Annotated in this window: 22 protein-coding genes and 1 tRNA gene; 4 read left to right on the forward strand and 19 right to left on the reverse strand. The window is 70.0% G+C overall.

The genetic code is table 11. The annotated features are described in order from the left end of the window. Positions 1–95: 95 nt before the first annotated feature. The 4 genes from ABS64_RS10305 to ABS64_RS14705 all read right to left on the reverse strand — a co-directional run bounded on the left by ABS64_RS10305 (position 96) and on the right by ABS64_RS14705 (position 3,124). Entirely contained in the window at positions 96–1,109 is a 1,014-nt protein-coding gene (locus ABS64_RS10305; RefSeq protein ID WP_061682945.1) for a magnesium and cobalt transport protein CorA, read from the reverse strand. Between the two features lie 46 nt (positions 1,110–1,155). Beyond that, positions 1,156–1,881 carry an ABC transporter ATP-binding protein gene (locus ABS64_RS10310; protein WP_061683029.1) on the reverse strand — a complete coding sequence of 242 codons (726 nt, stop codon included), beginning with the start codon at positions 1,879–1,881 and terminating at the stop codon, positions 1,156–1,158. A gap of 49 nt (positions 1,882–1,930) precedes the next feature. Then, positions 1,931–2,878 (reverse strand): ABC transporter permease, encoded by a 948-nt coding sequence (locus ABS64_RS10315; RefSeq protein WP_331709143.1) that lies wholly within the window; start codon positions 2,876–2,878, stop codon positions 1,931–1,933. Between the two features lie 93 nt (positions 2,879–2,971). Next, the gene (locus ABS64_RS14705) at positions 2,972–3,124 is read right to left on the reverse strand and encodes a hypothetical protein (protein ID WP_363331282.1); all 153 of its coding nucleotides are present in this window, start codon (positions 3,122–3,124) and stop codon (positions 2,972–2,974) included. Between the two features lie 118 nt (positions 3,125–3,242). On the opposite strand from ABS64_RS14705, the gene ABS64_RS10320 reads away from it, so the two are divergent. Next, positions 3,243–3,977 carry a response regulator transcription factor gene (locus tag ABS64_RS10320; RefSeq protein ID WP_016464648.1) on the forward strand — a complete coding sequence of 245 codons (735 nt, stop codon included), beginning with the start codon at positions 3,243–3,245 and terminating at the stop codon, positions 3,975–3,977. After that, entirely contained in the window at positions 3,974–5,518 is a 1,545-nt protein-coding gene (locus ABS64_RS10325; RefSeq protein ID WP_036284756.1) for an ATP-binding protein, read from the forward strand. Before ABS64_RS10320 ends, ABS64_RS10325 begins: the two co-directional genes overlap by 4 nt. Positions 5,519–5,598: 80 nt before the next feature. On the opposite strand, the gene ABS64_RS10330 is transcribed toward ABS64_RS10325, so the two are convergent. The 10 genes from ABS64_RS10330 to ABS64_RS10375 all read right to left on the reverse strand — a co-directional run bounded on the left by ABS64_RS10330 (position 5,599) and on the right by ABS64_RS10375 (position 16,347). After that, on the reverse strand, positions 5,599–7,149 hold the full coding sequence (locus ABS64_RS10330) for an FAD-dependent oxidoreductase (protein ID WP_036284754.1): 1,551 nt from the start codon (positions 7,147–7,149) through the stop codon (positions 5,599–5,601). Then, the gene (locus ABS64_RS10335; protein ID WP_288121742.1) at positions 7,149–8,051 is read right to left on the reverse strand and encodes an FAD:protein FMN transferase; all 903 of its coding nucleotides are present in this window, start codon (positions 8,049–8,051) and stop codon (positions 7,149–7,151) included. Before ABS64_RS10335 ends, ABS64_RS10330 begins: the two co-directional genes overlap by 1 nt. Continuing rightward, positions 8,048–8,548, reverse strand: a complete 501-nt coding sequence (locus ABS64_RS10340) for a hypothetical protein (protein WP_036284750.1) — start codon at positions 8,546–8,548, stop codon at positions 8,048–8,050. Before ABS64_RS10340 ends, ABS64_RS10335 begins: the two co-directional genes overlap by 4 nt. 169 nt (positions 8,549–8,717) lie before the next feature. Next, complete coding sequence (locus ABS64_RS10345; RefSeq protein ID WP_036284749.1) at positions 8,718–11,426, reverse strand: HAD-IC family P-type ATPase; 2,709 nt, start codon at positions 11,424–11,426, stop codon at positions 8,718–8,720. 84 nt (positions 11,427–11,510) lie between these two features. After that, positions 11,511–12,545 carry a ribose-phosphate diphosphokinase gene (locus tag ABS64_RS10350; RefSeq protein WP_036284745.1) on the reverse strand — a complete coding sequence of 345 codons (1,035 nt, stop codon included), beginning with the start codon at positions 12,543–12,545 and terminating at the stop codon, positions 11,511–11,513. Beyond that, on the reverse strand, positions 12,520–13,992 hold the full coding sequence (gene glmU, locus ABS64_RS10355; RefSeq protein WP_016464642.1) for a bifunctional UDP-N-acetylglucosamine diphosphorylase/glucosamine-1-phosphate N-acetyltransferase GlmU: 1,473 nt from the start codon (positions 13,990–13,992) through the stop codon (positions 12,520–12,522). Before glmU ends, ABS64_RS10350 begins: the two co-directional genes overlap by 26 nt. A gap of 1 nt (position 13,993) precedes the next feature. Beyond that, a tRNA-Gln gene (locus ABS64_RS10360) sits at positions 13,994–14,065 on the reverse strand. A 73-nt stretch (positions 14,066–14,138) separates the two neighbouring features. Next, the gene (locus tag ABS64_RS10365) at positions 14,139–14,444 is read right to left on the reverse strand and encodes a metal-sensitive transcriptional regulator (protein ID WP_016464641.1); all 306 of its coding nucleotides are present in this window, start codon (positions 14,442–14,444) and stop codon (positions 14,139–14,141) included. Further along, positions 14,441–14,602 carry a hypothetical protein gene (locus ABS64_RS10370; protein ID WP_005052456.1) on the reverse strand — a complete coding sequence of 54 codons (162 nt, stop codon included), beginning with the start codon at positions 14,600–14,602 and terminating at the stop codon, positions 14,441–14,443. The genes ABS64_RS10365 and ABS64_RS10370 overlap by 4 nt, the downstream gene beginning before the upstream one ends. 59 nt (positions 14,603–14,661) lie before the next feature. Continuing rightward, positions 14,662–16,347 carry an FAD-dependent oxidoreductase gene (locus tag ABS64_RS10375; protein ID WP_036284743.1) on the reverse strand — a complete coding sequence of 562 codons (1,686 nt, stop codon included), beginning with the start codon at positions 16,345–16,347 and terminating at the stop codon, positions 14,662–14,664. A gap of 59 nt (positions 16,348–16,406) precedes the next feature. On the opposite strand from ABS64_RS10375, the gene ABS64_RS10380 reads away from it, so the two are divergent. Then, positions 16,407–16,904: a MarR family winged helix-turn-helix transcriptional regulator gene (locus ABS64_RS10380; protein ID WP_016464639.1), complete on the forward strand. Its 498-nt coding sequence runs from the start codon at positions 16,407–16,409 to the stop codon at positions 16,902–16,904. 8 nt (positions 16,905–16,912) lie between these two features. Here ABS64_RS10380 and ABS64_RS10385 read toward each other — a convergent pair whose 3' ends face one another. The 4 genes from ABS64_RS10385 to ABS64_RS10400 all read right to left on the reverse strand — a co-directional run bounded on the left by ABS64_RS10385 (position 16,913) and on the right by ABS64_RS10400 (position 22,120). Beyond that, positions 16,913–18,709, reverse strand: a complete 1,797-nt coding sequence (locus tag ABS64_RS10385) for an ABC-F family ATP-binding cassette domain-containing protein (protein WP_292683413.1) — start codon at positions 18,707–18,709, stop codon at positions 16,913–16,915. A 33-nt stretch (positions 18,710–18,742) separates the two neighbouring features. Next, positions 18,743–20,008 (reverse strand): GNAT family N-acetyltransferase, encoded by a 1,266-nt coding sequence (locus tag ABS64_RS10390; RefSeq protein ID WP_231477031.1) that lies wholly within the window; start codon positions 20,006–20,008, stop codon positions 18,743–18,745. 109 nt (positions 20,009–20,117) lie between these two features. Beyond that, a complete protein-coding gene (locus tag ABS64_RS10395) occupies positions 20,118–21,059 on the reverse strand; it encodes a 4-(cytidine 5'-diphospho)-2-C-methyl-D-erythritol kinase (protein WP_061683030.1) in 942 nt (313 codons plus the stop codon). Continuing rightward, complete coding sequence (locus ABS64_RS10400; protein ID WP_036284731.1) at positions 21,056–22,120, reverse strand: aldo/keto reductase; 1,065 nt, start codon at positions 22,118–22,120, stop codon at positions 21,056–21,058. Before ABS64_RS10400 ends, ABS64_RS10395 begins: the two co-directional genes overlap by 4 nt. Before the next feature lie 111 nt (positions 22,121–22,231). Between ABS64_RS10400 and ABS64_RS10405 the strand changes: the two genes are divergently transcribed. Next, positions 22,232–23,830 carry a stealth conserved region 3 domain-containing protein gene (locus ABS64_RS10405; protein WP_036284729.1) on the forward strand — a complete coding sequence of 533 codons (1,599 nt, stop codon included), beginning with the start codon at positions 22,232–22,234 and terminating at the stop codon, positions 23,828–23,830. Here the strand turns inward: ABS64_RS10405 and ABS64_RS10410 are convergent. Then, positions 23,766–24,689, reverse strand: a complete 924-nt coding sequence (locus ABS64_RS10410; protein ID WP_036284726.1) for a phosphodiesterase — start codon at positions 24,687–24,689, stop codon at positions 23,766–23,768. The genes ABS64_RS10405 and ABS64_RS10410 overlap by 65 nt on opposite strands. Positions 24,690–24,740: the final 51 nt, after the last annotated feature.

Genomic DNA, 24,740 nt, shown 5'->3' on the forward strand with positions numbered 1-24,740 from the left:
GCGATGCGCTCGGACAAGACCGCCCGCAACTACCGTGCCGCGATCTGCCTCGCCGCCACCCTGATCTGGATCAAGACCGACTTGATCAACACGGCCTAGATCCAGTCCTTCTTCTTGAAGACCAGATACAGCCCCGTGCTGACAGCCGCCATAAGCGCGATGGCGAAGGGGTACCCCCACGGCCATGACAGTTCGGGCATGTCGTGGAAGTTCATGCCGTAGATGCCGGCAACGAGCGTCGGCGCGAAGCCGATGGCGGCCCAGGACGAGATCTTCTTGACCTGATCGTTCTGCTCGATGCTCGTGCGCGTCATCTCGCTCATCTGGTCGTTGCGTCGCTGGTCGACGATCGTCGCGTGGATCGTCAGCGCATTGTCGAGGGTTTCGCGAAACGCCGCCACTCGCGCATCGGTGTAGCGGGCACGATCGGCGATCTCCCGGTATCCGGGGGCCTCGCCACTCGGCATCCGTGTACTCACGTAGTGCTCCAGGCGGTCCATCATCGCCGGCAGCGGAGCCGTCGCATGGCGCAGGTCGATGACTTCGCGCTGCAGCGCGAAGATGCGACGGGAGACGCCCTCGTCTTCGGCGAAGAGCTGCTCCTCGATCTCGTCGATGTCGTGCTCGATCTCGTCCATGACGGACCGGTACCCGAGCGTGACGTACTCGAACGTTCCCCAGAGCACGCCCAGGGGCCCTCGAGCCGCGATGTCGGGATGCTGGTCGAGCAGCGCCCGGAGCCGATCGATGTCGACCGCGCCGTCGCCGGAGATGACGACGAAGAAGTCGGGGCCGACGAAGAGGTCGACTGAGCGGCACTGCACCGTCTCGGTCGGCTCGTCGTACCGGGAGGGCTGGACGACGACGAACAGGTGATCGCCGAAGCGCTCGAGCTTCGACCGCTGATGAGTGCGCAGCGCCGTCGCGACGCCGAGCCGCTCCAGCTGCAGCACGTCGGCGAGCGCGCTCACCTCGTCATCGCTCGGGGCGGTCAGGCCGATCCACAGCATCCCGCCTCGGCGGCGCGCCTCCGCGAGAGCGTCGGCCGGTGCGGCGTCGGTGGGGTGGGCGACGCCGCCGTCGTAGACGACACACTGGGGTTGAGCCATGAGAGCAACCCTAAGCCCGCGCGGCGGCCCGTCTGCTCCCCCGCTCTCACGCCGTGATGTCGGTGACGCTGCCCTTGTCGAGCCGCAACCGACGACGGGCGCGACGCGCGACCGCCGAGTCATGGGTGACGACGACGAGCGTCAGACCCTCGGCGTTGAGGCGTTCGAGGACCACGAGGATCTCGTCGCGCATCGACTCGTCGAGATCTCCCGTCGGCACGTCGGCGAGCAGCGCCCGCGGGCGCTTCGCGATGGCGCGTGCGATCGCCACGCGCTGCCGCTGCCCGCCGGAGAGCTCGCCCGGACGATGACCGCCGCGGTCGGAGAGGCCGACGTGCGCGAGTGCCTCGGCGACACGGGCGTCACGTTCGGCGCGGTCCAGGTGCAGCGGCTCCAGGCCCATGGCGACGTTCTCCGCCGCGGTGAGCGTGGGAATGAGATTGAAGGCCTGGAACACGAAGCCGATCTCGTGCGCGCGCACCTTCTGCAGGTTCGTCGCGGATGCCGCCGCGAGGTCGGTGTCGCCGAGCAGCACCGTTCCGCTGGTCGGGACGTCGAGCGCGCCGAGCATCTGAAGCAGGGTCGACTTGCCCCCACCCGTGGGACCCTGGATCGTCGCGAACTCTCCTGCCTCGATCTGCAGGTCGACCCCCGTCAAGGCTTTCACCTCCCTGCCCTTCTGACGGTAGGTCTTCGTCACGGACGTCAAGCGATAGGCCGCTCCCGCCGCGGTCGGCGCAGGGGTAGCGATGGTGTCATCGATCACGGTCATGTCGGTCGTTCCTTCGAGATCGTGGATGTCGGTGGGGGGGCCGGGGCGCTCACGAGACCGCCCGTAGTGCTTCCGCGGCACTGAGACGGGCGGCACGCCAGCCACCGAACACGCCGGCGATCAGACCGCCGAGGACGGCGAGCACGAGAGCGAGCCCGACGATCCAGAGCGACAGCGGCGCGTGCAGCGCGATCTCGGTTGTCGTCTGCGCCAGCTGACCGCCGAACCCGCTTCCCCCGCCGCGACCACCCCCGCCCGGACCTCGGCCGGCGGTCGCGCCCGCCGAGGCCGACACCGTGGGGGCGATGATGTTGATGATCAGCGCGCGGATGAGGCCGAGCGCCACGCCGATGACACCGCCGATGAGGGCCTGGACCACGGACTCCCCCGCCACCTGGCCGACCACACGCGCGTTGGACCACCCGATGGCCTTCAGCGTGCCCAGCTCACGGGTGCGTCGGGAGATACCCGAGATCGTGAACAGGACCGCGAGAGCGACGGCCACCACGAGGACGATGATCGACAGCCACGTGCCCAGGTTCGTGATCAGCGAGCTCGCGCTGGCGAGCGAGCCCGAGACGGTCGAGGCAAGGTCCGACTGCGAGCTGACGGTCGCCGTGGGGAGGGCGGCCGTGAGCGCGGACTGGATCGCGGCGATGCGATCGCTCGAGCCGGCCTGCACGTACACCGTGGAGACGACGTCGCCCGCGCCGGAGAGCTTCTGTGCGACATCGAGCGGAATGTAGACGTTGGCGGCGGTGTCGGCCGACGAGGACGCGGACGCGACGATCCCGACGATCTGGAACGGCGTCCCCGCCACATCGATGGTGCCGCCCACGGCGAGAGAGGCACTGGCCGCGTAAGTCGCGTCGACCACGGCGACATCCGTACCCGCGTCAGAAGAGGTGAGCGCGCGTCCACCGCTGACGGTGGCAGCCGTCAACGGCCCCGCGGCGGTGGCGCCGGGGTCGACGCCGAGCACGCTGAAGGAATCCACGCCGAAGGAGTCCCCTGGAATCCCCCGCCACCGCCCTCGCCGCCCTGACCGCGGCTGCCCTCGCCCGCTTGCGGCGCGGTCTGCGCGCCGCCCTCAGCGGTGCCGGACTGGCGCTGCGTCGCGCACGCCCGCGGACAGCGCGTTGACCATGATGACCAGCGCGACCGCGACGGCCAGGCCGATCGCCACGATCGTGGTCTGCTTCTTGCGGCCGGACAGCTCACGGCGCAGATACGTCCAATACATCGATCGAAGGGCGACTGAGGACGTGGCTATGAGCCACTCGGCAGAGCCTGCCGCAATCCACAGCGGGCTCATAGCGCGGCGCATAGGTTCTTCACAGCACCGGCAGCACAATGGAGCCATGACCGCTCTCGCCGCCTCCCCTGTCCTGCACCGCCCAGACGGGTCGGCCCTTCGCGTCCTCGTCGTCGACGACGAGCAGATGCTCACGGACCTGCTCTCGATGGCGCTGCGCATGGAGGGCTGGGAGGTCCGCACGGCGGGGTCGGGATTCGACGCGCTCGCGCAGGCGCGCGAGTTCGATCCCGACGCCATGGTGCTCGACATCATGATGCCCGACCTCGACGGCATGTCGGTGCTGCAGCGACTGCGTCACGCCGGCAACGATGTGCCGGTGCTCTTCCTCACGGCGAAGGATGCCGTCGCCGACCGCGTCGCGGGCCTCACCGCCGGCGGCGACGACTACGTCACCAAACCGTTCAGCCTGGAAGAGGTCGTCGCGCGTCTGCGCGGTCTGATGCGCCGCGCCGGCACCGCGACAGCGGGCGGCGCCGACCCCGTCCTGCGCGTCGGTGAGCTGACGCTGAACGAGGACTCCCATGAGGTCATGCGCGGCGACACCGAGATCGAGCTGACGGCGACGGAGTTCGAGCTGTTGCGCTTCCTCATGCGCAACCAGCGTCGCGTCGTGTCGAAGGCCCAGATCCTGGACCGCGTCTGGAACTACGACTTCGGCGGGCGCTCCTCGGTGGTCGAGCTGTACATCTCCTACCTGCGGAAGAAGATCGACGCGGGCCGTGACCCGCTCATCCACACGGTGCGCGGCGTGGGCTACATGATCAAAGCTCCGCAGTGAGCGCAGCGCCTGCGCCGAAAAAGGTCCGACGGCGACCGCAATGGAGCCTGCAGACGCGACTGATCGCGGCCGTCGTCGGCATGGTCACGCTGATTCTGGCGATGATCGGCGTCGCCACCAGCGCGCTTCTCGGCAACATCCTGTCCGGCCAGCTCGACACACAAGTGCGCGATGCGGCAGCCAGTGTCAGCGCGCAACTGCTCTCGCAGAAGGTGGACTTCGGCACCGTGCAGTCCGCGTACACCGTGCTGCAGGAGGCGCGCGTGCGAACTCCCGGAGTGCTGCTGATCGTGAGGTCCGCGAGCGGCTTCGACGGGGCGTACCTCGACGGCAACAGCGTGAAGCCGCTGACGGACGCACAGGTACTCGAGATCGCCAACGCATTCGGCTCCGGTCCCTCCGCGACGGGGACGGTGGACGACATCGGCACCTACCGGCTGTTCACCACCGGCGCCGGTCCCTACGCGATCGCGGTCGGGCTGCCGGTGTCGACCGTGAACACGACCATTGCGCAGATCCTGACGACCGTCGCCCTCGTCACCACCGGAGGGCTGCTGCTGCTGGCGGCCGTCATCGCCGTGGTGATCCGCTACTCCCTTCGGCCGCTTCGGGCCGTCGCCGCCACGGCGACACGCGTCGCTGCGCAGCCGCTGGACTCGGGCGACGTCACCATCTCCGAGCGCGTCCCGGCATCCGAAGCCGATGCGAGCGATGAGATCGGGCGTGTCGGTGCGGCACTGAACACTCTGCTCGACCACATCGACGTGTCACTGGCCGCCCGGCAACGCAACGAGGAACGCATGCGCTCGTTCGTGGCCGACGCCAGCCACGAGCTGCGCACTCCCCTGGCGGCGATCCGCGGCTACTCCGAGCTTTCCCTGCGGTCGCTGCGAACCGTGAACGCCGCCGGCGACGCGGCCACACCGGCCCAGGTCGCGATCAGCGCCGAGCAGTCGGAGCAGAGCCTGGAGCGCATCCAGTCCGCCTCCCTGCGGATGACGGCGCTCGTCGAAGACCTGCTGCTGCTGGCTCGACTCGACGAGGGCAAGGAACTCGTGTACGGCGCCGTCGACCTCACGCGAGTGGTCGTCGACAGTGTCGCCGACGCACAGGTCGCCGGCTCAGGACACGAATGGCAGCTGGATGCCGCCGAAGAACCGGTCGTCGTCGCCGGAGATACGATGCGTCTGCATCAGGTCGTGGCGAACCTGCTCACCAACGCCCGCGTGCACACGCCGGCAGGAACGACGGTCACCGCGAGCGTCGCCGTCGAGGGGGGCGACGCCGTCGTGCGCGTCACCGACAACGGTCCCGGCATCGATCCGGTGGTCGCCGGCGAGCTGTTCGAGAGGTTTGCGCGCGGCGACACCTCCCGCGCACGCCAGACCGGAGGAACCGGCCTGGGCCTGTCGATCGCGAAGGCGATCGTCACCGCGCACCACGGCACGATCTCCGTCAACAGCGAACCGGGACACACCGAGTTCGAGGTACGACTGCCGGCGCGCCCGGCGGCCCCGCACGCGGCCGACGCGCCGGCCTGACCCGGGCTGCGCGCGACCGGGGCCGAGACCGCCCCGACGACCGGGCGCACGCGGCCCCCGCACCACGGGTGCGGTGCCGATCAGTAACCCGAGAAGGCGTCCGTCGTGAGTGTCCGAGCCTTCTCGAGGGCGGGGGCGAGGTCCGCGATGAGACGCGGCGGACCCGACACGTAGGCATGCCGCGACGCGAGATCGGGCACCATCTGCAGCAGTCCCGCGGCATCCAGACGGACGCCCTGCGCCCACGTCCAGTGCCCGGGAAGCGTGTCGGGCTCGGTGCGAGTGAAGACGATCACCGGAATGCGGGCGTGTTCGAGCTCGTCGCGAAACGCGAGCTCTTCGGCATCCGCGGCGACGTAGACGAACACCACGTCACGCTGCTCCCCCGACAGGCGCAGGTGGCGCAGCTGCGAGACGAAGGGCGTGACGCCGATGCCGGCGGCGACCATGAGCACCGGCGCCGACGCGCGCGCCGGCAGGACGAAGTCGCCCCACACGCCGGTCACCGCGAGCTGCTGGCCCGGCTCGACGAGCGCGAGCGCCTTCTTGTAGCTGGACTGCGATCCTTCGCGCAGCGCGATGCGCACCTCCGGCAGCTCCTCCGGGGCCGAGACGATGCTGAACTCCCGGCGCGTGCCACGCGCATCGGGGCGGGGGTGCGGCACCTCGAGCTCGAGATACTGCCCCGCGACGAAACGGAAGCGCCGTTCCGCCCGGAACGACAGCTCGCGCACGGTGGGCGTGAGGGCGACACGTTCCTGGAAGGTGAGGCGCACCGCCGTACGTAGGGCGAAGACGAAGGCGATGAGGTTGCCGACCAGCAGCGCGCGCTCCTGACCGAGACTGACGTCGCCGACGTCGACGGGCCAGCCGGCGAGGACGCCGACCACCGCCGCGACCACGAACTGCTGCCACCGGCGCGGGGGCAGCGTCAGCGGCTCGGAGAGCATGAAAGCGCCGAGGAACAGGAACGGCGACGACCAGAGGATGTTCCAGAACACCGTCCCCGCATCGAGTGCGAGCCCCGCCTGCTGGTACTGCAGCGTGGTGCGCACGAAGGCGACCGCCACCGCGACGACGAGGAAGAGCGCGATGATGCGCACCTTCTCGGTGCGAACGAGCACGACGAGGCCGAGCAGGATGACGGGTCCGGCGAGGAAGGGGGAACCCACCCACCATGCGGACGAGCCCAGGTCCGGCAGCCACACGCTCAACACCGTGAGCACCGTCGCGCCGACCGCAGCGGGATTGAAGATGTGGCGTCCCTGCCAGACCAGCAGGTACTTGGATGCCGAGGCCACCAGTCCCGCGACGGCGATGCCCACGAGCGCCGCCGGCTCCACCGTGGGGCGCAGGACGAACAGCAGGATCAGCACGGTGACGAGCGACGACTCCCACCGCCAGTCCTTGCCGAGCACGCGGTGCGCGATCGCATCGGTCGCGGCACAGACCAACGCGAGCACGAGGAGGGTAACCAGCAGCTCCCACGGCGAGGGTCCGACCGCTCCCGCGAAGGACAGCACGAGAGCGATCGCGGCCAGGACGACGAGCGCGAGAACGACCAGGCGGTACATCGATACGCGACCGAGCACCGCCAGGGTGCGACTCCATGCCGCGGTGAGTGAGCTCATCACAGGAACAACTCTGCCTTACTGTCAGGCGACCACTCCACGCGGCCGTCGGTGATCATACGCACCCACGCCGCGGCGTGAGCGTCGGCGAACGCGGGTCCGCCGTCGAAGAAGAGCGCGGTGGCGGCGGCATCGGCGGTCATGGCGTCGGCAGCGACCACCCACGTCGCGGCGATCGTGCGCACCGGCTCTCCGGTGCGCGCGTCCAGCACGTGATGCAGTCCCCCGCCGTCCGCGGCCGGCCAGGCGCGGCGCTGGATCGCGGACGCGCAGAGCGCGGCATCCGTCACCCGCCACACCCCGATCGCGCGCGTCGGGTCGAAGGGGTGCTCGAGTGCGATCGTCTCGCTGCCGCGCAGAGCGATGTCGCCGCCGGCGTCGACCGTCACCGCACCCTCCACGTGCGCCGCGACGCGACGCAGCACGCGGTCGACGAGGCGCCCTTTGCCGAGCGCTCCGACATCGATCGTCGCCGGCGTGCGCAGGGTGAGCCGATCGCCGCCCCATGTCAGCAGCTGCGACCATCCCGCCGGAGCGGCTTGCGCGCCGTGGTCCACGAGCCCGTACTGGGCGTCGTAGCCACGGCGCGCGAGCGCGTCGCCGATGAGCGGGTTGACGGCTTCGGCCGTGGCCTCGCTCAGCGCGAGGAACAGATCCAGCATCGGCGCCGCGTCGACGGGCGCCGGGATGGATCCTGCCGCCGTCGCGAGCGCGGCGATCTCGGCATCGGGCCGAAATCGCGACCACGCGCGGTCGAACGCGTCGATCAGAACACCGACCTCGGAGCGCACCGTGGCGGACAACTCCACGGCCGTGTCGATGCGCCAGCGCGTGCCGATCGCCTCGAACTCCCAGCGGAAAGCGGGGGGCGTGGACGAGTCGGGCGCGTCGGGCGCGGTCACGCCTTCGCTTCGGTCTTGATCTCTTCGATCGCCTTGTTGAATCCACCGCTGGTCAGCGACGAACCGGCGACGCGCGACACCGAGATGTCCTCGATCTTCTTGCCGACGACCTCGGAGCTGATTCCGCCGATGAACTGGCTCTGATACTGCTTCGACTCGCTCTTGGTCGGATTTCCGCTGACCTGCACGTCGGTGATGACGTCGCCGGCGAGCGTGACCGTCACCGAGATGGTCTCGACCGACTCGGGGGTCGCGTACGAACCGTCGGCCGAGTAGGTGCCGTCCTTGTACACGCTGCCGGAGGCGGCGGCCCCGGTGCTGCCGGTGGCAGGAGCCGAGGACGCCGTCGAGGGGGTGGACTCGTCGGCGGGGGCGGCCGACGGCGACGCGGTGCTCGTCGTGGTGGCCGAGCAGCCCGCGAGGGCGATCATTCCGAACACCGAGGCGGCAGCAGCGCCGGTGCGGACGGAACGGGGTACGGCGGTGGTGCGGATCATGATGGTCCTCCTTCTGTCGTGCCCTGCCGCTTCAGATGCGGGGGGGCGCATCGCGGTGGCGCCCCTCCACGCTACTGGGGCCCTTCTGCGCCACCCCCGCGTATCACCTATGCATTCGCATTGAGAACCGTCCTCACCGCGCGGGCACGAATCGCCCGTCGGGCCGGCCTCACACGCGCGCTTCGCGCTCGCGGCGAAGCGCTTTCAGGCCCTCGACCGCGAAGAAGACGCCCACAGAGGCGGCGATCGGCATCAGCCAGCCCACAGCATCCAGGGGCTCGGAGCCGAACAGGTCGTTGAGGAAGGGGACGTAGGTGTAGAGCGCCTGGAGCACGAGCAGGGCCGCCGCCGACCACCAGATCACACGGTTTCCGCGCAGCACGTCGAGCGTCAGGCTCGAGCGGCCGAGGAAGCGACAGTTGAGCAGGAAGGCGAGCTGACCGAAAGCGAGCATGGCGACAGCCTCGGTGCGCGCGACATCGAGATCGACCCCGCGGGCGAGCGCGAGGGCGAACACACCGAGGGTCGCGCCGCCGATGAGCACCGAGACCGCCAGGATGAAGCCGAGCTCACGCATCGAGACGATGGATCCGCCGGTCGGCCGCGGTGGTCGGTTCATGATGCCCCGTTCGGCGGGCTCGTAGGCCAGCGCAAGCGAGAGGGTGATGGCCGTGACCATGTTGACCCACAGCACCTGCACGGGTGTGAGCGGCAGGGTGAGGCCGAAGACGACCGCCACCAGGATCACGAGCGACTGCGCACCGTTGGTCGGCAGCAGGAAGACGACCGACTTGCGGAGATTGTCGTAGATCCGCCGTCCCTCGGCGATCGCGCTGCGGATCGTGGCGAAGTTGTCGTCGGTGAGGACGATCTCGGCGGCCTCCTTCGTGGCCTCGGTTCCCTTGATGCCCATTGCGATGCCGATATCGGCCCGGGTCAGCGCCGGTGCGTCGTTGACGCCGTCGCCGGTCATCGCGACGACCTCGCCGTGGGACTGCAGTGCACGTACGATCCGGATCTTGTGCTCGGGGCTCGTTCGCGCGAAGACGTCGACCCCCTGCACGACGCCCTTCAGCTGCTCCTGGCTCAGCGCTTCGAGCTCGGCACCGGTGAGCACGGGAGCGTCGTCGCTGCTGACCAGACCCATCTCGCGACTGATCGCCATGGCGGTGCCGGCGTGGTCGCCCGTGATCATCTTCACGCGGATGCCGGCGGCGTGGCAGTCCGCGATCGCTTCGATGGCCTCCGGGCGCGGCGGATCCACGATGCCCCACAGCCCGAGGAGTTCGAGGTCGATGAGCTCATCAGCGCTCACGGTGTCGGCGCGCGTCGGCTTGCGCGCCGCGGCCAGCACTCGCAGCCCCTGTCCGCTGAGTTCGTCCACCGCGTTCTCCCAGAACGCGCGGTCCAGCGGCTCGGACCCGTCGGCACCGCGCTGGGTGAGCGCGCGATCGAGCAGACGGTCGGGGGCGCCCTTCACAAGGATTGCCCGGGAGCCGTCGGGGCTCTCGTTCAGGGTCGCCATGAACTTGTGGGCGGAATCGAACGGCACGACACCGATGCGACGCGCTCCCCCGGCATCCGATCCCCCCTTCATGGCGACGACCTTCAACGCCCCCTCGGTCGGCTCGCCGACGAGCGCCCAGCCGAGCGTCCGGGCGCTGTCGACATCGGCCCCCGCCGACACGCGCTCGAGCGAGGCGTCGTTGCAGAGGTCGGCCACGGCCAGCAGCGCCGCCAGGTCTGAGCCGCCGGCCGGCGTGATCTCGCCCGTCGGGTCGTAGCCGAGGCCGGAAACCTCATAGCGTCCGACCGGGGTGAGCATCGTGCGCACCGTCATCTCGTTCTTGGTCAGCGTGCCCGTCTTGTCGGAGCAGACGGTGGTGACCGAGCCGAGCGCCTCGACGGCGGGCAGCTTACGGGTGATCGCGTGACGTCGGGCCATCTGCTGCACGCCGATCGCCAGAGTGATCGTCACCAGCGCGGGAAGCCCCTCCGGGATCGCCGCCACGGCGAAACCGATCGTCGCCGAGACGAGGTCGGGCAGGGGCATGTCGTGCAGGTATCGGCCGATGACCATCATGGCCAGCGCCATCCCGAGGATGACGAGGGTGAGCTTCTTGCCGAAAGATGCCAGCTGGATCGTGAGCGGTGTATCGAGCGAGCCCGCCTCCCCGACGAGGGCCTGGATCTTCCCGATCTCGGTCGCCGCGCCCGTTCCGGTGACGATGCCCGCGCCCTGACCGCCGGTGACGATCGTGCCGGAGAATGCCATCGACGCACGGTCTCCCACGCCGGCTCCGTGGGCAACGGGCGCCGGATCCTTGGACGACGGCACCGACTCCCCCGTCAGCGCGGCTTCGTCGATGCGCAACTGCGTCGCCTCGACGAGGCGGACGTCGGCGGGGACCTTGTCGCCGGGCATGAGCCGGACGATGTCACCCGGTACAAGGTCGGCGGCAGGCACCGTGGCCCAGCGACCGTCGCGGAGCACGGTGGCTTCGGGGGAGAGCATGCCGCGGATGCCCGCGAGAGCCTTTTCCGCCTGCCCTTCCTGGACATACCCGATCACCGCGTTGATGATGGCGACGGCCATGATGACCCAGAAATCGAGCCAGTCGCCCATCACGGCCTTGATGGCGGCGGCGGCCAGCAGGATGTAGATCAGAGTGTCGTTGAAGTGGGAGAGGAACCGCAGCCACCCCGGCGTGCGTTTCGGCTCCGGCAGCAGGTTGGGACCGGCGATCTCGAGCCGTTCCGCGACGTCGGCCGCGCTCAAGCCATCGCCGTCGACCCGCAGCGCGCTGCGCAGGTCATCGATCGGTCGAGCATGAGGTGCGGCGACAGTCAGGTCCGCCTCGAGCATCGGAGGGGTCATACCGCGATCCTAGGCACGATGCGGATCCACCCGCAGGCCGGATGACCGGTAATATCTCCGGCCCGTCCTCGGCGTTTCCCTGTCTCAGGCGGCGCCGTCGAACATGCTTGTGACCGACCCGTCCTCGAAGACCTCTTTGATCGCGCGCGCGAGCAGCGGAGCGATGGGCAGAATCGTCAGCCCCGGGAAGCGCTTCTCGTCCGCAAGGGGAATCGTGTCGGTCACGACGACTTCGTCGATCGCGGCATCCTGCAGGCGCTCGGTCGCCGGAGCGCTGAACACCGCGTGCGTGGCCGCCACGATGACCCGTTCGGCCCCGTTGGTCTTCAGCGCCTGCGCCGCCTTGACGATGGTGCCGCCGGTGTCGATCATGTCGTCGACGAGCAGGCAGACGCGACCCTCGACGTGTCCCACGATCTCGTTGACGGTCACCTGGTTGGCGACGTTCGGGTCGCGGCGTTTGTGGATGATCGCGAGAGGCGCTCCGAGCGAGTCGGACCACTGGTCGGCCACGCGCACGCGCCCGGTGTCGGGCGAGACGACGGTGAGCTTGGCACGGTCGTCGGTCGAAAGGCTGTTCTGGAAGTACTCGAGCAGCACGGGCTTGGCGAACAGGTGATCGACCGGTCCATCGAAGAACCCCTGGATCTGAGCGGCGTGCAGGTCCACGCTCATCACGCGGTCGGCACCCGCCGTCTTCAGCAGATCGGCGACGAGACGCGCGCTGATCGGCTCGCGACCGCGACCCTTCTTGTCCTGACGCGAGTACGGGTAATACGGCGCGACGACGGTGATCCGCTTCGCGGAGGCGCGCTTGGCGGCATCCAGCATGATCAGCAGCTCCATGAGCCACTCGTTCACCGGGGGGCCGAAGGACTGGATGATGAAGGCATCGCAGCCGCGGATCGACACCTCGAAGCGGGTCAGGATCTCGCCGGAGGCGAACGTACGATGCTCGGTCGGTACCAGCTCGGTGCCGAGCGCCTGGGCGACGTCATGCGACAGGGTCGGATGCGAGCTGCCGCTGGCGACGACCAGACGCTTCTTGGTCTTGGCGACGAGTCCGGGGGCGATCCCGCGCTCGACGTCCAGGTCAACCGTGTGCTTCTTGCGCGCCATGGTCCGCTTCCTGTGCAGTGCGGGAACGTGCCGCGGCCGCGGCCGCGGCCGTTCCCGGTCGGTGGTTCTCGACCCACCCCTCGACGTTGCGCTGGGGGGCAACGCTCAAGGCGAGAGCTCCGGGCGGGACGTCCTTCCGGATCACCGCACCGGCACCGGTCTTGGCGCCATCTCCGATCCTAACGGGCGCGACGAAGACGTTGTGCGAGCCGGAGTGCACCTCGTCACCGATCTCGGTGCGATGCTTGGCGATGTCGTCGTAGTTCGCGGTGATCGCGCCGGCGCCGAGGTTGACGCCGCGTCCGATCGTCGTGTCGCCGATGTAGGACAGGTGGGGAACCTTGCTGCCTGCGCCGATGGTGGAGTTCTTCGTCTCCACGAACGTTCCGATCTTGCCTCCGTCGGCCAGCACGGTACCCGGCCGCAGATAGGCGAACGGTCCGACCGAGGCGCCCGCCCCGATGACGGCGAGAGTCGCATCAGTGCGGCGGACGACGGCGTTCTCGCCCACCTCGCAGTCCTCCAGCGTCGTGTCGGGTCCGATCGTGGCGCCGGCAGCCACGGCGGTGGCGCGCAGGATGTGAGTGTTGGGCAACACCGTCACGTCGGGCGCGAGGGTCGCGGTGACATCGATCCAGGTCGTCGCCGGATCCTGAATCGTGACGCCGTCGAGTTGCCACCGGCGCACGGTGCGCGCGTTGAGCAGGCGCCCGGCCTCGGCGAGCTGCGCGCGATCGTTGACGCCGAGCGTCAGCGAGACGTCGGAGACGACGGATGCCGTGACGGCGAGCCCCGCGGTGCGGGCCAGGCCCACGACGTCGGTCAGATACTTCTCGCCCTGCGCGTTCTGGGTGCCCACACGCGCCAGCTGCGAACGCAACATCTCCGCCTGGAAGACGTAGACGCCCGCGTTGATCTCGGTGATCGCCGCTTCCGCGGCCGTGGCGTCCTTCTGCTCGACGATGCGCTCCACGCCGCCGTTGGTGGCGCGCACGACACGGCCGTAGCCGGTCGCGTCGTCGAGCACGGCCGACAGCAGTGTGATCGCAGCCCGGGACGAGCGGTGGTCTCGGATGAGGGCGCTCAGCGTCTCGGCATCGAGCAGGGGGACGTCACCGGAAAGCACCAGCACGTCGCCGTCGAAATCGGGGACGGCGTCCAGGGCGACTTCGACGGCGCGACCCGTGCCCGGGATCTCGTCCTGGTCGACCACGACGACCTCGGGCGAGATACCGGTCACCGCATCGGCGACGAGATCCCTTTCGTGCCGGACGACGACGAGAACGTGGGCGGGCGACAGGTCGCGCGCCGTGTCGAGAACGTGCCCGACGAGGGGGCGGCCCCCGATGCGGTGCAGCACCTTCGGCAGCGACGAGCGCATGCGCGTACCCTGCCCCGCGGCGAGGATCACGACGGCGAGGGACGCATCCAACCTGTTCTCTGTCATGCTCCGCCGCCAGGATTCGAACCTGAACCTCACAGCTCCAAAGGCTGTCGTGCTGCCGTTACACTACGGCGGACCGCACCCCACGAGACGGCGGGTGTGCCGCTCCAGTCTGCCAGTCCCGACCCCGGATGACCGCATCGCCGTGCTCAGGCGAGCATGAGGAAGAGCTTCTCCAGCTCGTCGGCGGTGACGCCGTCTTCCGCGGCTGCACCCTCCGGATCGGAAAGACACTCCCGCAGCGCCGTGGACACGATGGCGAAGCCGGCGCGGTCCAGCGCGCTGGAGACGGCAGCCAACTGCGTCACGACGTCGCGACAGGGCTTTCCCTCCTCAACGGCGGCGATGACCGCATCGAGCTGGCCCCGCGCACGGCGCAGACGGTTGGCGATCTTGCGCTGCGCGGCGCCGTCGTGCGCCGTCGCCGCGTCGGATGCGGACACGTTCGTCGTCACCGCCCGAACACGCGGGCGAGGAAGCCGCCGCCGGCTGCCTGCTCGTGGCCGGGGCAGCGCTGGGATGCCGGCACGTTCTTCATCACCTGGTCGACGTGCTGGCCGCAGCCGGCCCACGTCGTCTTGCCGCAGGTTCGGCAGGTCACTGCTGAGCACATGGGAGTTCTCCTGTTCGTTGTTCGTCGGTCGTGCCAGGGAGGGGAAGAGTCCGCGCGCCTCAGACGCGTGTGCGGTCGGAGACGAGCACGGCATCCGCCCGCTCACCGAGAACGGCGCGCAGCGTCAGCATGCCGCCGGACAGGGACGCCGAGTCGAACCCGGCCTGCGCGAGCACGCGGTGCGCGATCGCGGAGCGCACGCCCGACTGGCACATGACGCGCACGGGTCGCCCGGCGGCAGCCTCTCGCACCTCGTCGAGCCGGCCGCGCAGCGCGGTGTGCGGGATGGCGAGCACGCCGGGAAGGTGCCCGGTGGACAGTTCTGCGGGTGTACGCACGTCGAGGATCAGCGCGGTCTCGGCGACCGCGTCGACGTCCTGCGCGTACCAGAGGCGGAGGGCCCCGCCCCGGACGTTCTCGCCGACCATCCCCACCATGTTGACGGGGTCCTTCGCAGAGCCGTACGGCGGTGCGTAGGCCAGGTCGAGGTCGATCAGCTCATCCACCGCCCAGCCCGCACGGATGGCCGTCGCGAGCACGTCGATCCTCTTGTCGACCCCGTCGGCGCCGACGGCCTGCGCTCCCAGCAGCAACCCGTCACTCCGACGGATGTGGACGACCAGATGGATCTGCGAAGCGCCGGGAAAGTAGCCGGCGTGCTGGCCCGGATGAAGGTGCAGCGTGTCCGCGTCGATCCCGGCGGCGGCGAGCGCGGCGCGGTTCGCGCCGGTCATCGCCACCGTCTGCGCACCGACACGGACGATCGCCGTCCCGACGGGGCGCGGAAGCGGACGAGCGTGCTCCGGACGGAGAATCGCGTCGGCGACGAGCCGTCCGGCGCGGTTGGCGGGTCCGGCGAGCGCGACGGGACGCACGGCCCCGGTGACGGCGTCGACGGATGCCGTCGCATCACCGACCGCGTAGACGTCGGGCAGCGAGGTACGTCCGTGCTCGTCGATGATCATCGCCCCACGCACGCATGCGACGCCCGCGGCCTCGAAGACCGCCGTGTCGGGACGAACACCCACCGAGAGCACGACGATGTCGGCGTCCAGGCGGGTGCCGTCGTCGAGGACGACGACGTCGCCGTCCTCACCGGATTCGACCGCGGTGGCCGCGGTGCCGGCGCGCACCTCGATGCCGAGCGTCCGCAGTTCCGCGGTCACGAGGGCGGCCAGCTCGTCCTCGAGCGGGGGCAGCACGTGCGGCGCGAACTCGACGACGGTGGTGTGCAGCCCACGCTGGGCGAGCGCTTCGGCGGCCTCGATGCCGATGAAGCCCGCTCCGAGCACGACGGCACGGCGCGCACCGGCCTGGACGCGATCACGCAACGCGACCGCGTCTTCGACGCTGCGCAGCGTCCGCACCCGCGGCGAGTCCAGTCCGGTGATGGGCGGCGTCGCCGCGGCGGCGCCCGGAGCCAGCACGAGGGCGTCGTAGTGCAGGGTGTCGACACCGTCTGCGCTCATCACGGTCACGGTCTTGGCCGCGGCATCCACCGCCGTCACCTCGTGACCGGGGCGCACGTCGAGCGCGAGAGACGCTTTCAGCGAGGCCGGGGTCTGCACGAGCAGAGCGGACTCATCGGCGATCTCTCCGCCGACGTAGTAGGGCAGGCCGCAGTTCGCGAACGAGACGTGCGCGCCCCGCTCGAGGACGATGATCTCGGCCGCCTCATCGAGCCTGCGCGCACGCGCGGCACAGCTCATGCCTCCGGCCACTCCCCCGACGATCACGATGCGCATCTGTTCTCCTTCTCGAACGCGTATTCACACGATAGCGCCGCCGTGACGATAATGGAGGCATGTCCACCGAGCACGACGAAGTCGACCGCATCGTCGGCGCGTGGGGCGCCCAGCGACCGGATCTCGACTTCTCGCCGCTGGAGGTGCTCTCGCGGGTGGATCGCCTGTCGCGTCATCTCGACCGGGCGCGACGCGAGGCGTTTCGTCGCAGCGACCTCGAACCCTGGGAGTGGGACGTGCTGTCGGCACTGCGACGGGCCGGCGAGCCCTACCAGCTCAGTCCCAAGCAGCTGCTGCAGCAGACGCTGGTCTCCAGCGGCACGATGACGAACCGCATCGATCGCCTCGTCGGACGCCGCCTGGTGCGCCGCGAGGCCGATCCCGGTGACGGACGCAGCGTTCTGGTGACGATCACCGACGAGGGCAAGACCCGCGTGGATGCCGCGATCACACGCCTCGTCGACGCCGAAGCCCTGCTGCTCAGCGTGCTGTCACGCTCCGATCGCGAGCGACTCGCGGGCCTGCTGCGAAAGCTGTCGCTGGGCTTCGACTCCTGACAGCCGGCTCAGCCGATGAGCTCGGAGAGCTCGAACCAGCGCTCCTCCAGCGCAGCGATCTCTGCCTCGAGCTCGCCGATCGCGCGCATCTTCTCGCCCAGCCCCGCATAGTCGGACTGGTCGTGGTCGGCAAGGGCGGTGCGGGCGGCATCCACCTGGGCCGTCAGTTTCTGGATGCGCCGCTCCGCCGCGGCGAGCTCCTTCTGCGCGGCGCGGAGGTCGGCGCCGGCCAGCGCCGGAGCAGTGTCGCCCTCCGAGCCGGCCACGACGGGCGCAGCCGGCTGGTCGCGCTGAACGGCGCGGAGCCTCAGGTATTCGTCGATGCCTCCCGGCAAGTGCCGTAGCCGTCCGCCCATGACCGCGTACTGCTGGTCCGTGACACGCTCGAGGAAGTAGCGATCGTGGGAGACGACCAGCAGCGTTCCGGCCCACGAGTCGAGGAGGTCCTCGATGGCAGCGAGCATGTCGGTGTCGAGGTCGTTGGTCGGCTCGTCGAGGATCAGCACGTTGGGCTGATCGAGCAGGATCAGCAGCAGCAGCAGGCGACGCTGCTGGCCACCGGACAGATCCTTCACGGGCGTCGACAGCTGCGCCGAGCTGAAGCCCATGCGCTCCAGCAGCTGGCCCGGCGTGAGCTCGGATGCCTTGGAGCCCGTTCCGATGGTGTAGCTCGTGCGCAGCCCCGAGATGACCACGCGCACCGGATCGTCCAGGTATTGGTCGAGCTCGTCCATCCGCTGCGTGAGCGTCGCGACCTTCACGGTCTTTCCGCGCTTGACCCGACCGTGGGTGGGCTCGACCGTGCCGGCGATGAGACCGAGGAGCGTGGACTTGCCGGCGCCGTTGACGCCGAGGATGCCGGTGCGCTCCCCCGGCGCGATGCGCCACTCGACGTCCTGCAGCACCAGTCGATCGCCGTAAGTCACGCCGGCGTCGAGCAGGTCGACGACGTCCTTGCCCAACCGGGACACGGCGAGCGACTGCAACTGCACCTTGTCGCGGATCTCGGGGACGTCAGCGATGAGTTCATTGGCCGCCTCGATGCGGAACCGCGGCTTGCTGGTGCGCGCCGGCGCGCCGCGGCGCAGCCACGCGAGCTCTTTGCGAGCGAGGTTCTGTCGACGCTGCTCGATCACGGCCGACTGGCGGTCGCGCTCGACGCGCTGCAGCACGTAGGCCGCGTAGCCGCCCTCGAACGGCTCGGCGATGCGGTCGTGCACCTCCCACGTCTTGGTGCAGACCTCGTCCAGGAACCATCGATCGTGGGTGACGACCAGGAGCGCACCCTGGGATGCCGACCAGCGCCGCGTGAGGTGCGCGGCGAGCCAGGCCACCGCTTCGACATCGAGGTGGTTCGTGGGCTCGTCGAGCGCCAGCACGTCCCAGTCTCCGACGAGCAGGTGCGCGAGCGCGACCCGTCGCCGCTGCCCTCCGGAGAGTCCGGCGACCGGGCCGTCCCAGTCGAGATCACCCACGAGGCCCGCGATCACGTCGCGCACCCCGGCATCCCCGGCCCAGTCGTGCTCGGCACGGTCGCCGACGACGCTCTGCGCGATGGTCAACGTGTCATCGAGCGTGTCGCCCTGGTCGAGCACGCCCACGCGCACGCCGCCGCGCACCGTCACGCGCCCGGCATCCGGCGCGAGGCGGCCGGCCAGCATGGCCATGAGGGATGACTTGCCGTCGCCGTTGCGGCCGACGATGCCGATGCGATCCCCCTCGTCGACGCCGAGAGAGACGCCGTCGAAGACGACCTTCGTGGGGAATTCCAGGTGGAGGCCCTCAGCCCCGAGCAGATGCGCCATATCCGCTCCAGGCTACGCGAGAGGTCCCGGCGCTCAGTACCAGAAGCTCAGGCGCGGCGGCACCGTGGAGGCGAACAGCCGTGCGAGCGCGGGGGCGTCGTCGGCGACCAGACGGCCCGCGCGCGCCAGCGTCACGGGCGACACGCCGCCCAGCAGCAGCGCGGACAGCGCGGCCACCCCGAGCGTGACCGTCGGCACGCCGACCGGCGGCTCGTCGACCAGCTCCACCGCGGCGGTGCCGTCGGCATCCGTCGTCAGCAGGAACACCCCGGAGGCGATGCCCAGCGGATCGGCGACGTCGAGCACGACCGTGTCGGCGACGTCGTAGGTGCGCGCCGACAGGGCGGCCGGTACATCGAGGATCCGCGTGTAGTGGTGGTCGCGCACGGTGACGGTCGCGGCCCGCTGGTCGGCGATCATCCACCACAGCGGCTCGTCGACCGACAGTTCGCCGGCGCGCACCGTGGCGATGAGGTCCATCGTCAGCAGGAAGCGCCACAGCCCCGCGTACGCCTCGTCGGTCGCCGCGACCAGCAGCAGGACATCGACAGTGGACGCCGCGAAGTCGTGCTCGTTCTCCGTGACCTTGTACAGGGCGACGCCGTCGACGTCTCCCGTTGCGGAGCGGTACTGGACCACCCGCAGCTCCTCGGCTTTCTCGACGTCGGCTCGGGTGCCGAAGAAGCGGTCCCAGTGCCCACCGGGCATGTCGATCTCACCCGGCGTCTGCGCGCGCACGCGCTCGTGCAGCGCCGCAGCGATCTCACGCCCCTGCGCGCGAGTGACGAAGTCGATGCGTCCCGGCGCGTCGGGGCCCACCCACCGCGCCCGACGGGCGTCGATCGTCCACTGCGCGGCGAGCGCGGCCGGCGCGAAGCCGAAGCGGCCGTAGATCGTCGACTCGCTCACGGTGAGGATCGCGACGGGAAGCCCGCGCTCCACGGCGGTACGCAGCTCCCCCGTCATCACCGAGCGCAGGATGCCGCGGCGGCGATGGGTGGGGTCGACGGTCACCGAGCTGATCGCACAGGCCGCAACGGTCCCTCCGGGAAGGGTCAGCTCCGCCGCCCACGAGGCGAAGGTCGCCACCGGCACGTCCGGCTGGGGCGCGGTCTCATCGAACACGCCGATCTTGCGCCGGTACGCCGTGTGCGCGAAGAACGCATCACGCTGCACGTCGTTGCGCTCACCGCCCAGGAAGCCGCGGGAGACGGCCTCCAACCAGGGGTCGGTCTCGGTGCGCAGCGCATCGTCGACCCGACGCACGACGAGCCCGCGGCCGGCGAGATCGTCTGTCATGGTGCGATCCAGCGACGCATCGTGGTGAGGGTGGCGATCGGACATGCGGTCTCCGTTCGTGAGGACGCTCTTCGGTCGGTGTCTGCCCGATGCGGCAGACGCGCAATGGTCAGGAGGTGATCACGCGCGCGCCGGGGACGGGTCCGTGCACGTGCAGCACACGCGATCCCGGCGCCGCCGAAGCGGCGAGTTCGGACGCCAGCGCCGACGCCCCGCGCTCATCGGCGGCGAGGAAGGCGACGGTCGGTCCGGACCCCGAGACGAGCCCGGCCAGCGCGCCCGCGCGATGACCTGCGCGCAGCGTCTCGGCCAGCGACGGCCGCAGCGAGAGGGCGGCGTCCTGCAGGTCGTTGCGCACGGCCACGGCGAGTGCGGCGGGATCGCCCGCACGCAGCGCCTGCATCACGACAGGGTCGGCGGCGGGTACACCGTGGGCGGGCGCGATGTCGGGCAGCTCTCTCAACCGGTCCAGTTCCCGGTACACGGCGGGGGTCGACAGTCCGTCCTCACTCGTCACGAGCACCCAGTCGAAGCGGCCCCGTGCCAGCGCCGGAGCGAGCTCGTCGCCGCGCCCCGTGCCGATGGCCGTCCCCCCGAGCACCGCGAACGGCACGTCCGCGCCCAGGGGCGCCGCGAGTTCTTGCAGTTCGAGAGTCGTGAGAGCTCCGCCGAGCAGCTCGTTGACGGCCACGAGAGCCGCCGCGGCATCCGCCGAGCCGCCGCCCATGCCGCCGGCGACGGGTACGCCCTTGTGGATGTCGAGGTGGATGCCGCCGCGCCACCCCAGCCGCTCCGCGACGCGCCGCGCGGCGCGCACGGCGAGATTGGACTCGTCGAGCGGCACACCAGACACGTCCAGATCGCCGGTCACCGTGAGCGTGAAGTCGTCCGCGACCCGCGCCCACACGTCTTCGTACGCGGACACCGCCTGATACACCGAGGCCACGTCGTGGTAGCCGTCGGGCTGGACGTCACCGACGTCGAAGGCGATGTTGATCTTGCCGGGCGCACGCACGTGCACCCGGCGACCGGCCGCCGCAGCGGTCGTCACGAAGCGTCCGCCCACACCTCGCCGATACCGGCGGAGATGACGTCGATGCGCTCGAGCTCTTCCGCGTCGAAGGCGGGACCGTGCACGGCCGCGAGGTTCTCGTCGAGCTGCTGCGGGCGCGAAGCGCCGATGAGCGCCGAAGCCACCACGCCGTCGCGCAGCACCCACTGCAGCGCGAGCTGCGCGAGGCTCTGTCCGCGCTCACGGGCGATCACGTTCAGCGCGCGCAGGCCCTCCAGCGCCGTATCGGTCAGACGGCGCCCGGGCAGCGACGAGCGCTCCTGCGACCGGGTCGAGGTGCCGTCGCCGAGATAGCGATCGGTGAGCAGGCCCTGCGCGAGCGGCACGAAGGCGATCGCCCCCATCCCCTCCTCCCGGAGCACGCCGGTCAAGCCGTCTTCGATCCATCGCCCGAGGATCGAGTAGGACGGCTGATGGATGATCAGCGGTGTGCCGAGCTCACGCGCCACCGCAGCCGCCTTCGCCGTCTGCTCGGGCTCGTACGACGAGATGCCGACGTAGAGCGCCTTGCCCTGACGCACGAGAGTGTCCAGCGCCGCGACCGTCTCCTCGATCGGGGTGACCGGATCGAAGCGGTGTGAGTAGAAGATGTCGACGTAGTCGAGCGACATGCGCGTCAGCGACTGCTCGGCGCTGGCGAGCAGGTACTTGCGCGAACCCCACTGGCCGTAGGGCCCGTCCCACATGTCGTACCCGGCCTTCGACGAGATGATCAGCTCGTCCCGGTAGGGCCGGAAGTCCTCTCGCATCATGCGCCCGAAGTTCGTCTCGGCGCTGCCGTAGGGCGGACCGTAGTTGTTCGCGAGATCGAAATGGGTGATGCCGCGGTCGAAGGCGTGGCGCAGCAGCGCGCGCTGGTTGTCGAAGGGCACGTTGTCGCCGAAGTTCCACCACAGCCCCAGCGAGATCGCCGGCAGATACAGCCCGCTCGAGCCCACCTGACGAAACGTGGAGGCGGAGTAGCGGTCGGATGCCGCGGCGTACGGACGGTGCAGGTCGCCGCCGCGCGAGGCGGGGAAACGCTCGGAGGTGTCGGTCACCCGTCCAGGCTATCGACCGCGACCGCTCACCGGGCCTGTCGCTCCCGAAACGCGCGGGAAACGCCGGCAACGTACGCTGAGGCTCTCCGACGATGAAGGGCGGTCCGCGTAATGGCAGCACTGGAGGCACTCTCGCCGCACCCGCATCCCTGGTCGAGCCTGCTCGCCCGCGACGACCTGCGCTGGGTGGACGGCATCCTCCACGTCGTCCACGACGACCTCACGCCCGAGATGGCGCGCATCGCGGACATCGGACTGGTCGCCGACGCCCTGGTCGCCGCCGGCATCGATCCGCTGCTCGCCCAAGACGACCACGGCGCCGTGGTGATCGTGGTCGATGCCGCGGAGGGACGCGCGGCCCTGCGCGCCCTCGCCGCCGCCGGAGCGCAAGAGCCGCTGTACGCGAAGACGCCGGGCGGTCCCGCCCGCCTCGCCGTCGATCTACCCCTCCCCGACGCCGACGCCGTGTGGGCTCTGCGGCTGTTTCGCCCGCGGATCACGCAGAGCGGATCACTGCGCTACGGCAGCGCGCAGGGGGTGCGTCTGGAGACGTGGCGGACGGCCAGCGAGCTGGTCCACACGCCACGACCGAACGCGCTCACGCGGCGGGTCTTCCCGGCATCCGACCTCGTTCCCACGACGGTCTGGCGCTACGGCAGGTCGTGGCGCACCGTGGTGGGCATGTTCGACGCACGCCCCCACCAGGTCAGCGTCGACATCGACATGGTCTTCTCCTGGGTCGACGGATCGGCCAGCGAGTTCCAGCGACAGCGCGCCGCGCAGCAAGAGGAGTACGTCGTCGGCAAGGGCGACGACGGGCCCGCCCGCTACCGTCACGTCGACGAGCTGCGGTATGCGCTGCGCAGCGTCCACATGTACGCACCCTGGGTGCGACGCATCTTCATCGCCACCGACTCGCCGCATCCCGCCTGGCTGGCGGAGCACCCGCGGGTGACGGTCGTGCGCAGCGAGGAGTTCTTCGCCGACCCGTCCGTACTCCCCACGCACAACTCCCACGCCGTCGAGGCGCAACTGCACCGCATCGACGGGCTGGCCGAGCACTTCCTCTACTCGAACGACGACATGTTCTTCGGCCGCCCCGTGACGGCGGAGATGTTCTTCACCGCGGGCGGTCTCACCAAGTTCGTCGAGTGCGACGTCCGCATCGGGGCCGGCCCCACACGCACGGAACGATCCGGCCACGACAACGCGCTGCGCGTCAATCGAGAGCTCCTGCGGGAGCGCTTCGGGCGGGTGATCCTGCGCGACCTCGAGCACTGCGCGGCCCCGATGCGGCGAAGCGTGGCCGCGGAGGTGGAGCGCGAGTTCGCCGACGACATCGCGCGCACGGCGGCATCCCGCTTCCGCAGCGCGACCGACGTCTCGGTGACCAACAGCCTCTATCACTACTACGCACTGATGACCGGACGCGCGATCGCGACGAACGAGCCGCGCGTGCAGTACGTGCAGACCACGATGGCCTCGTCACTGAAGAAGATGCGCCGTTTGGAGCAACGCCGCGACGCCGACATGTTCTGCCTGAACGACGGCGGCGAGACGGAGGTGCCGGAGGAGCTGCGCGTGCGGATGCTCCGCGAGACGCTCGAGCGGATGTTCCCGGTGCGTGCCCCGTGGGAGACGCCGGTCAGTGCAGCACGGACACCGGGCGTGTCGGCGGCGCCGACGGCCGCTGCACGCCGACGCCGGTGATCCCCGCGTCCGCGAGGAGTCGCTGAGCCGCCTCGGGGTCGGTGTACTCCATGACGCGCGATACGTCGACCGGGACCACGGAGTGGACGACGGTGTCGTCGTACACGTGGACGAGGTTGTAGGACTGCGCGCCGTCCTGCGGACGGGTGCCGCCGACCGGCACGGTGAGATCCTGCGCGTAGCAGGTCGATGAGGCGACCGAGACGGGGATGCCGGCAAACGTCGCGAACGTCGAGTAGTGAAGATGCCCGGCGATGATCGCGCGGACGTCGGTGCCGCGCACCACACGGGCGAGCCGCGCCTGATCGCGCAGCTCCACGCTCGCCGCGAGCGCGAGCACGCTCGGCACGGGCGGGTGATGCATGGCGAGGATCGTGCCCAGCGGCGCGGGCGTGACGAGCACGGTGGCGAGCCAGGCCAGCTGCGCGTCGCTGATCTCGCCGTAGTGATGCCCCGGCACGGAGGTGTCCAGCGTGACGATGCGCAGGCCGTCGAACTCGTCGACGCGATCGACGGGGCGAAGGTCCGCATCCTCGTCGTCCCAGAGCTCGCTGCGGAACGCGGCGCGATCGTCGTGGTTTCCCATCACCCACACCACCGGCGCCTCGAGGCGTGCGGCCACGGGTTCCACCATCGCGCGCAGCGTGGCATAGGCGGCACGTTCGCCGAGGTCGACGAGGTCACCCGTCACCACGATCGCGTCGGGACGCACGCCCGACGCTTCGATTCCGGACAACGCACGAGCGAGGTGTTCTTCCCCCGAGACGCGGTCCCAGATGCGCGAGCCGGCGGCGCGCAGATGGGTGTCGCTGAGATGGAGCAGGACCCGTTCGGGAGCAGGATGCTCGGCCATACGCATGGGCGCAATGTTACAAGCATGTTTCGTGACCGCGCGGTGAACAGGACGCGA

It is taken from the genome of Microbacterium sp. SCN 69-37 (genome assembly GCF_001724435.1).
GTDB classification, from domain to species: domain Bacteria; phylum Actinomycetota; class Actinomycetes; order Actinomycetales; family Microbacteriaceae; genus Microbacterium; species Microbacterium laevaniformans.

Coding starts and splice junctions, on each gene's coding strand:
- ABS64_RS10305 (WP_061682945.1), bottom strand. CDS start 1,109: ATGGCTCAACCCCAGTGTGTCGTCTACGACGGCGGCGTCGCCCACCCC.
- ABS64_RS10310 (WP_061683029.1), bottom strand. CDS start 1,881: ATGACCGTGATCGATGACACCATCGCTACCCCTGCGCCGACCGCGGCG.
- ABS64_RS14705 (WP_363331282.1), bottom strand. CDS start 3,124: ATGTATTGGACGTATCTGCGCCGTGAGCTGTCCGGCCGCAAGAAGCAG.
- ABS64_RS10320 (WP_016464648.1), top strand. CDS start 3,243: ATGACCGCTCTCGCCGCCTCCCCTGTCCTGCACCGCCCAGACGGGTCG.
- ABS64_RS10330 (WP_036284754.1), bottom strand. CDS start 7,149: ATGAGCTCACTCACCGCGGCATGGAGTCGCACCCTGGCGGTGCTCGGT.
- ABS64_RS10340 (WP_036284750.1), bottom strand. CDS start 8,548: ATGATCCGCACCACCGCCGTACCCCGTTCCGTCCGCACCGGCGCTGCT.
- ABS64_RS10345 (WP_036284749.1), bottom strand. CDS start 11,426: ATGACCCCTCCGATGCTCGAGGCGGACCTGACTGTCGCCGCACCTCAT.
- ABS64_RS10350 (WP_036284745.1), bottom strand. CDS start 12,545: ATGGCGCGCAAGAAGCACACGGTTGACCTGGACGTCGAGCGCGGGATC.
- glmU (WP_016464642.1), bottom strand. CDS start 13,992: ATGACAGAGAACAGGTTGGATGCGTCCCTCGCCGTCGTGATCCTCGCC.
- ABS64_RS10370 (WP_005052456.1), bottom strand. CDS start 14,602: ATGTGCTCAGCAGTGACCTGCCGAACCTGCGGCAAGACGACGTGGGCC.
- ABS64_RS10375 (WP_036284743.1), bottom strand. CDS start 16,347: ATGCGCATCGTGATCGTCGGGGGAGTGGCCGGAGGCATGAGCTGTGCC.
- ABS64_RS10380 (WP_016464639.1), top strand. CDS start 16,407: ATGTCCACCGAGCACGACGAAGTCGACCGCATCGTCGGCGCGTGGGGC.
- ABS64_RS10385 (WP_292683413.1), bottom strand. CDS start 18,709: ATGGCGCATCTGCTCGGGGCTGAGGGCCTCCACCTGGAATTCCCCACG.
- ABS64_RS10390 (WP_231477031.1), bottom strand. CDS start 20,008: ATGACAGACGATCTCGCCGGCCGCGGGCTCGTCGTGCGTCGGGTCGAC.
- ABS64_RS10405 (WP_036284729.1), top strand. CDS start 22,232: ATGGCAGCACTGGAGGCACTCTCGCCGCACCCGCATCCCTGGTCGAGC.
- ABS64_RS10410 (WP_036284726.1), bottom strand. CDS start 24,689: ATGCGTATGGCCGAGCATCCTGCTCCCGAACGGGTCCTGCTCCATCTC.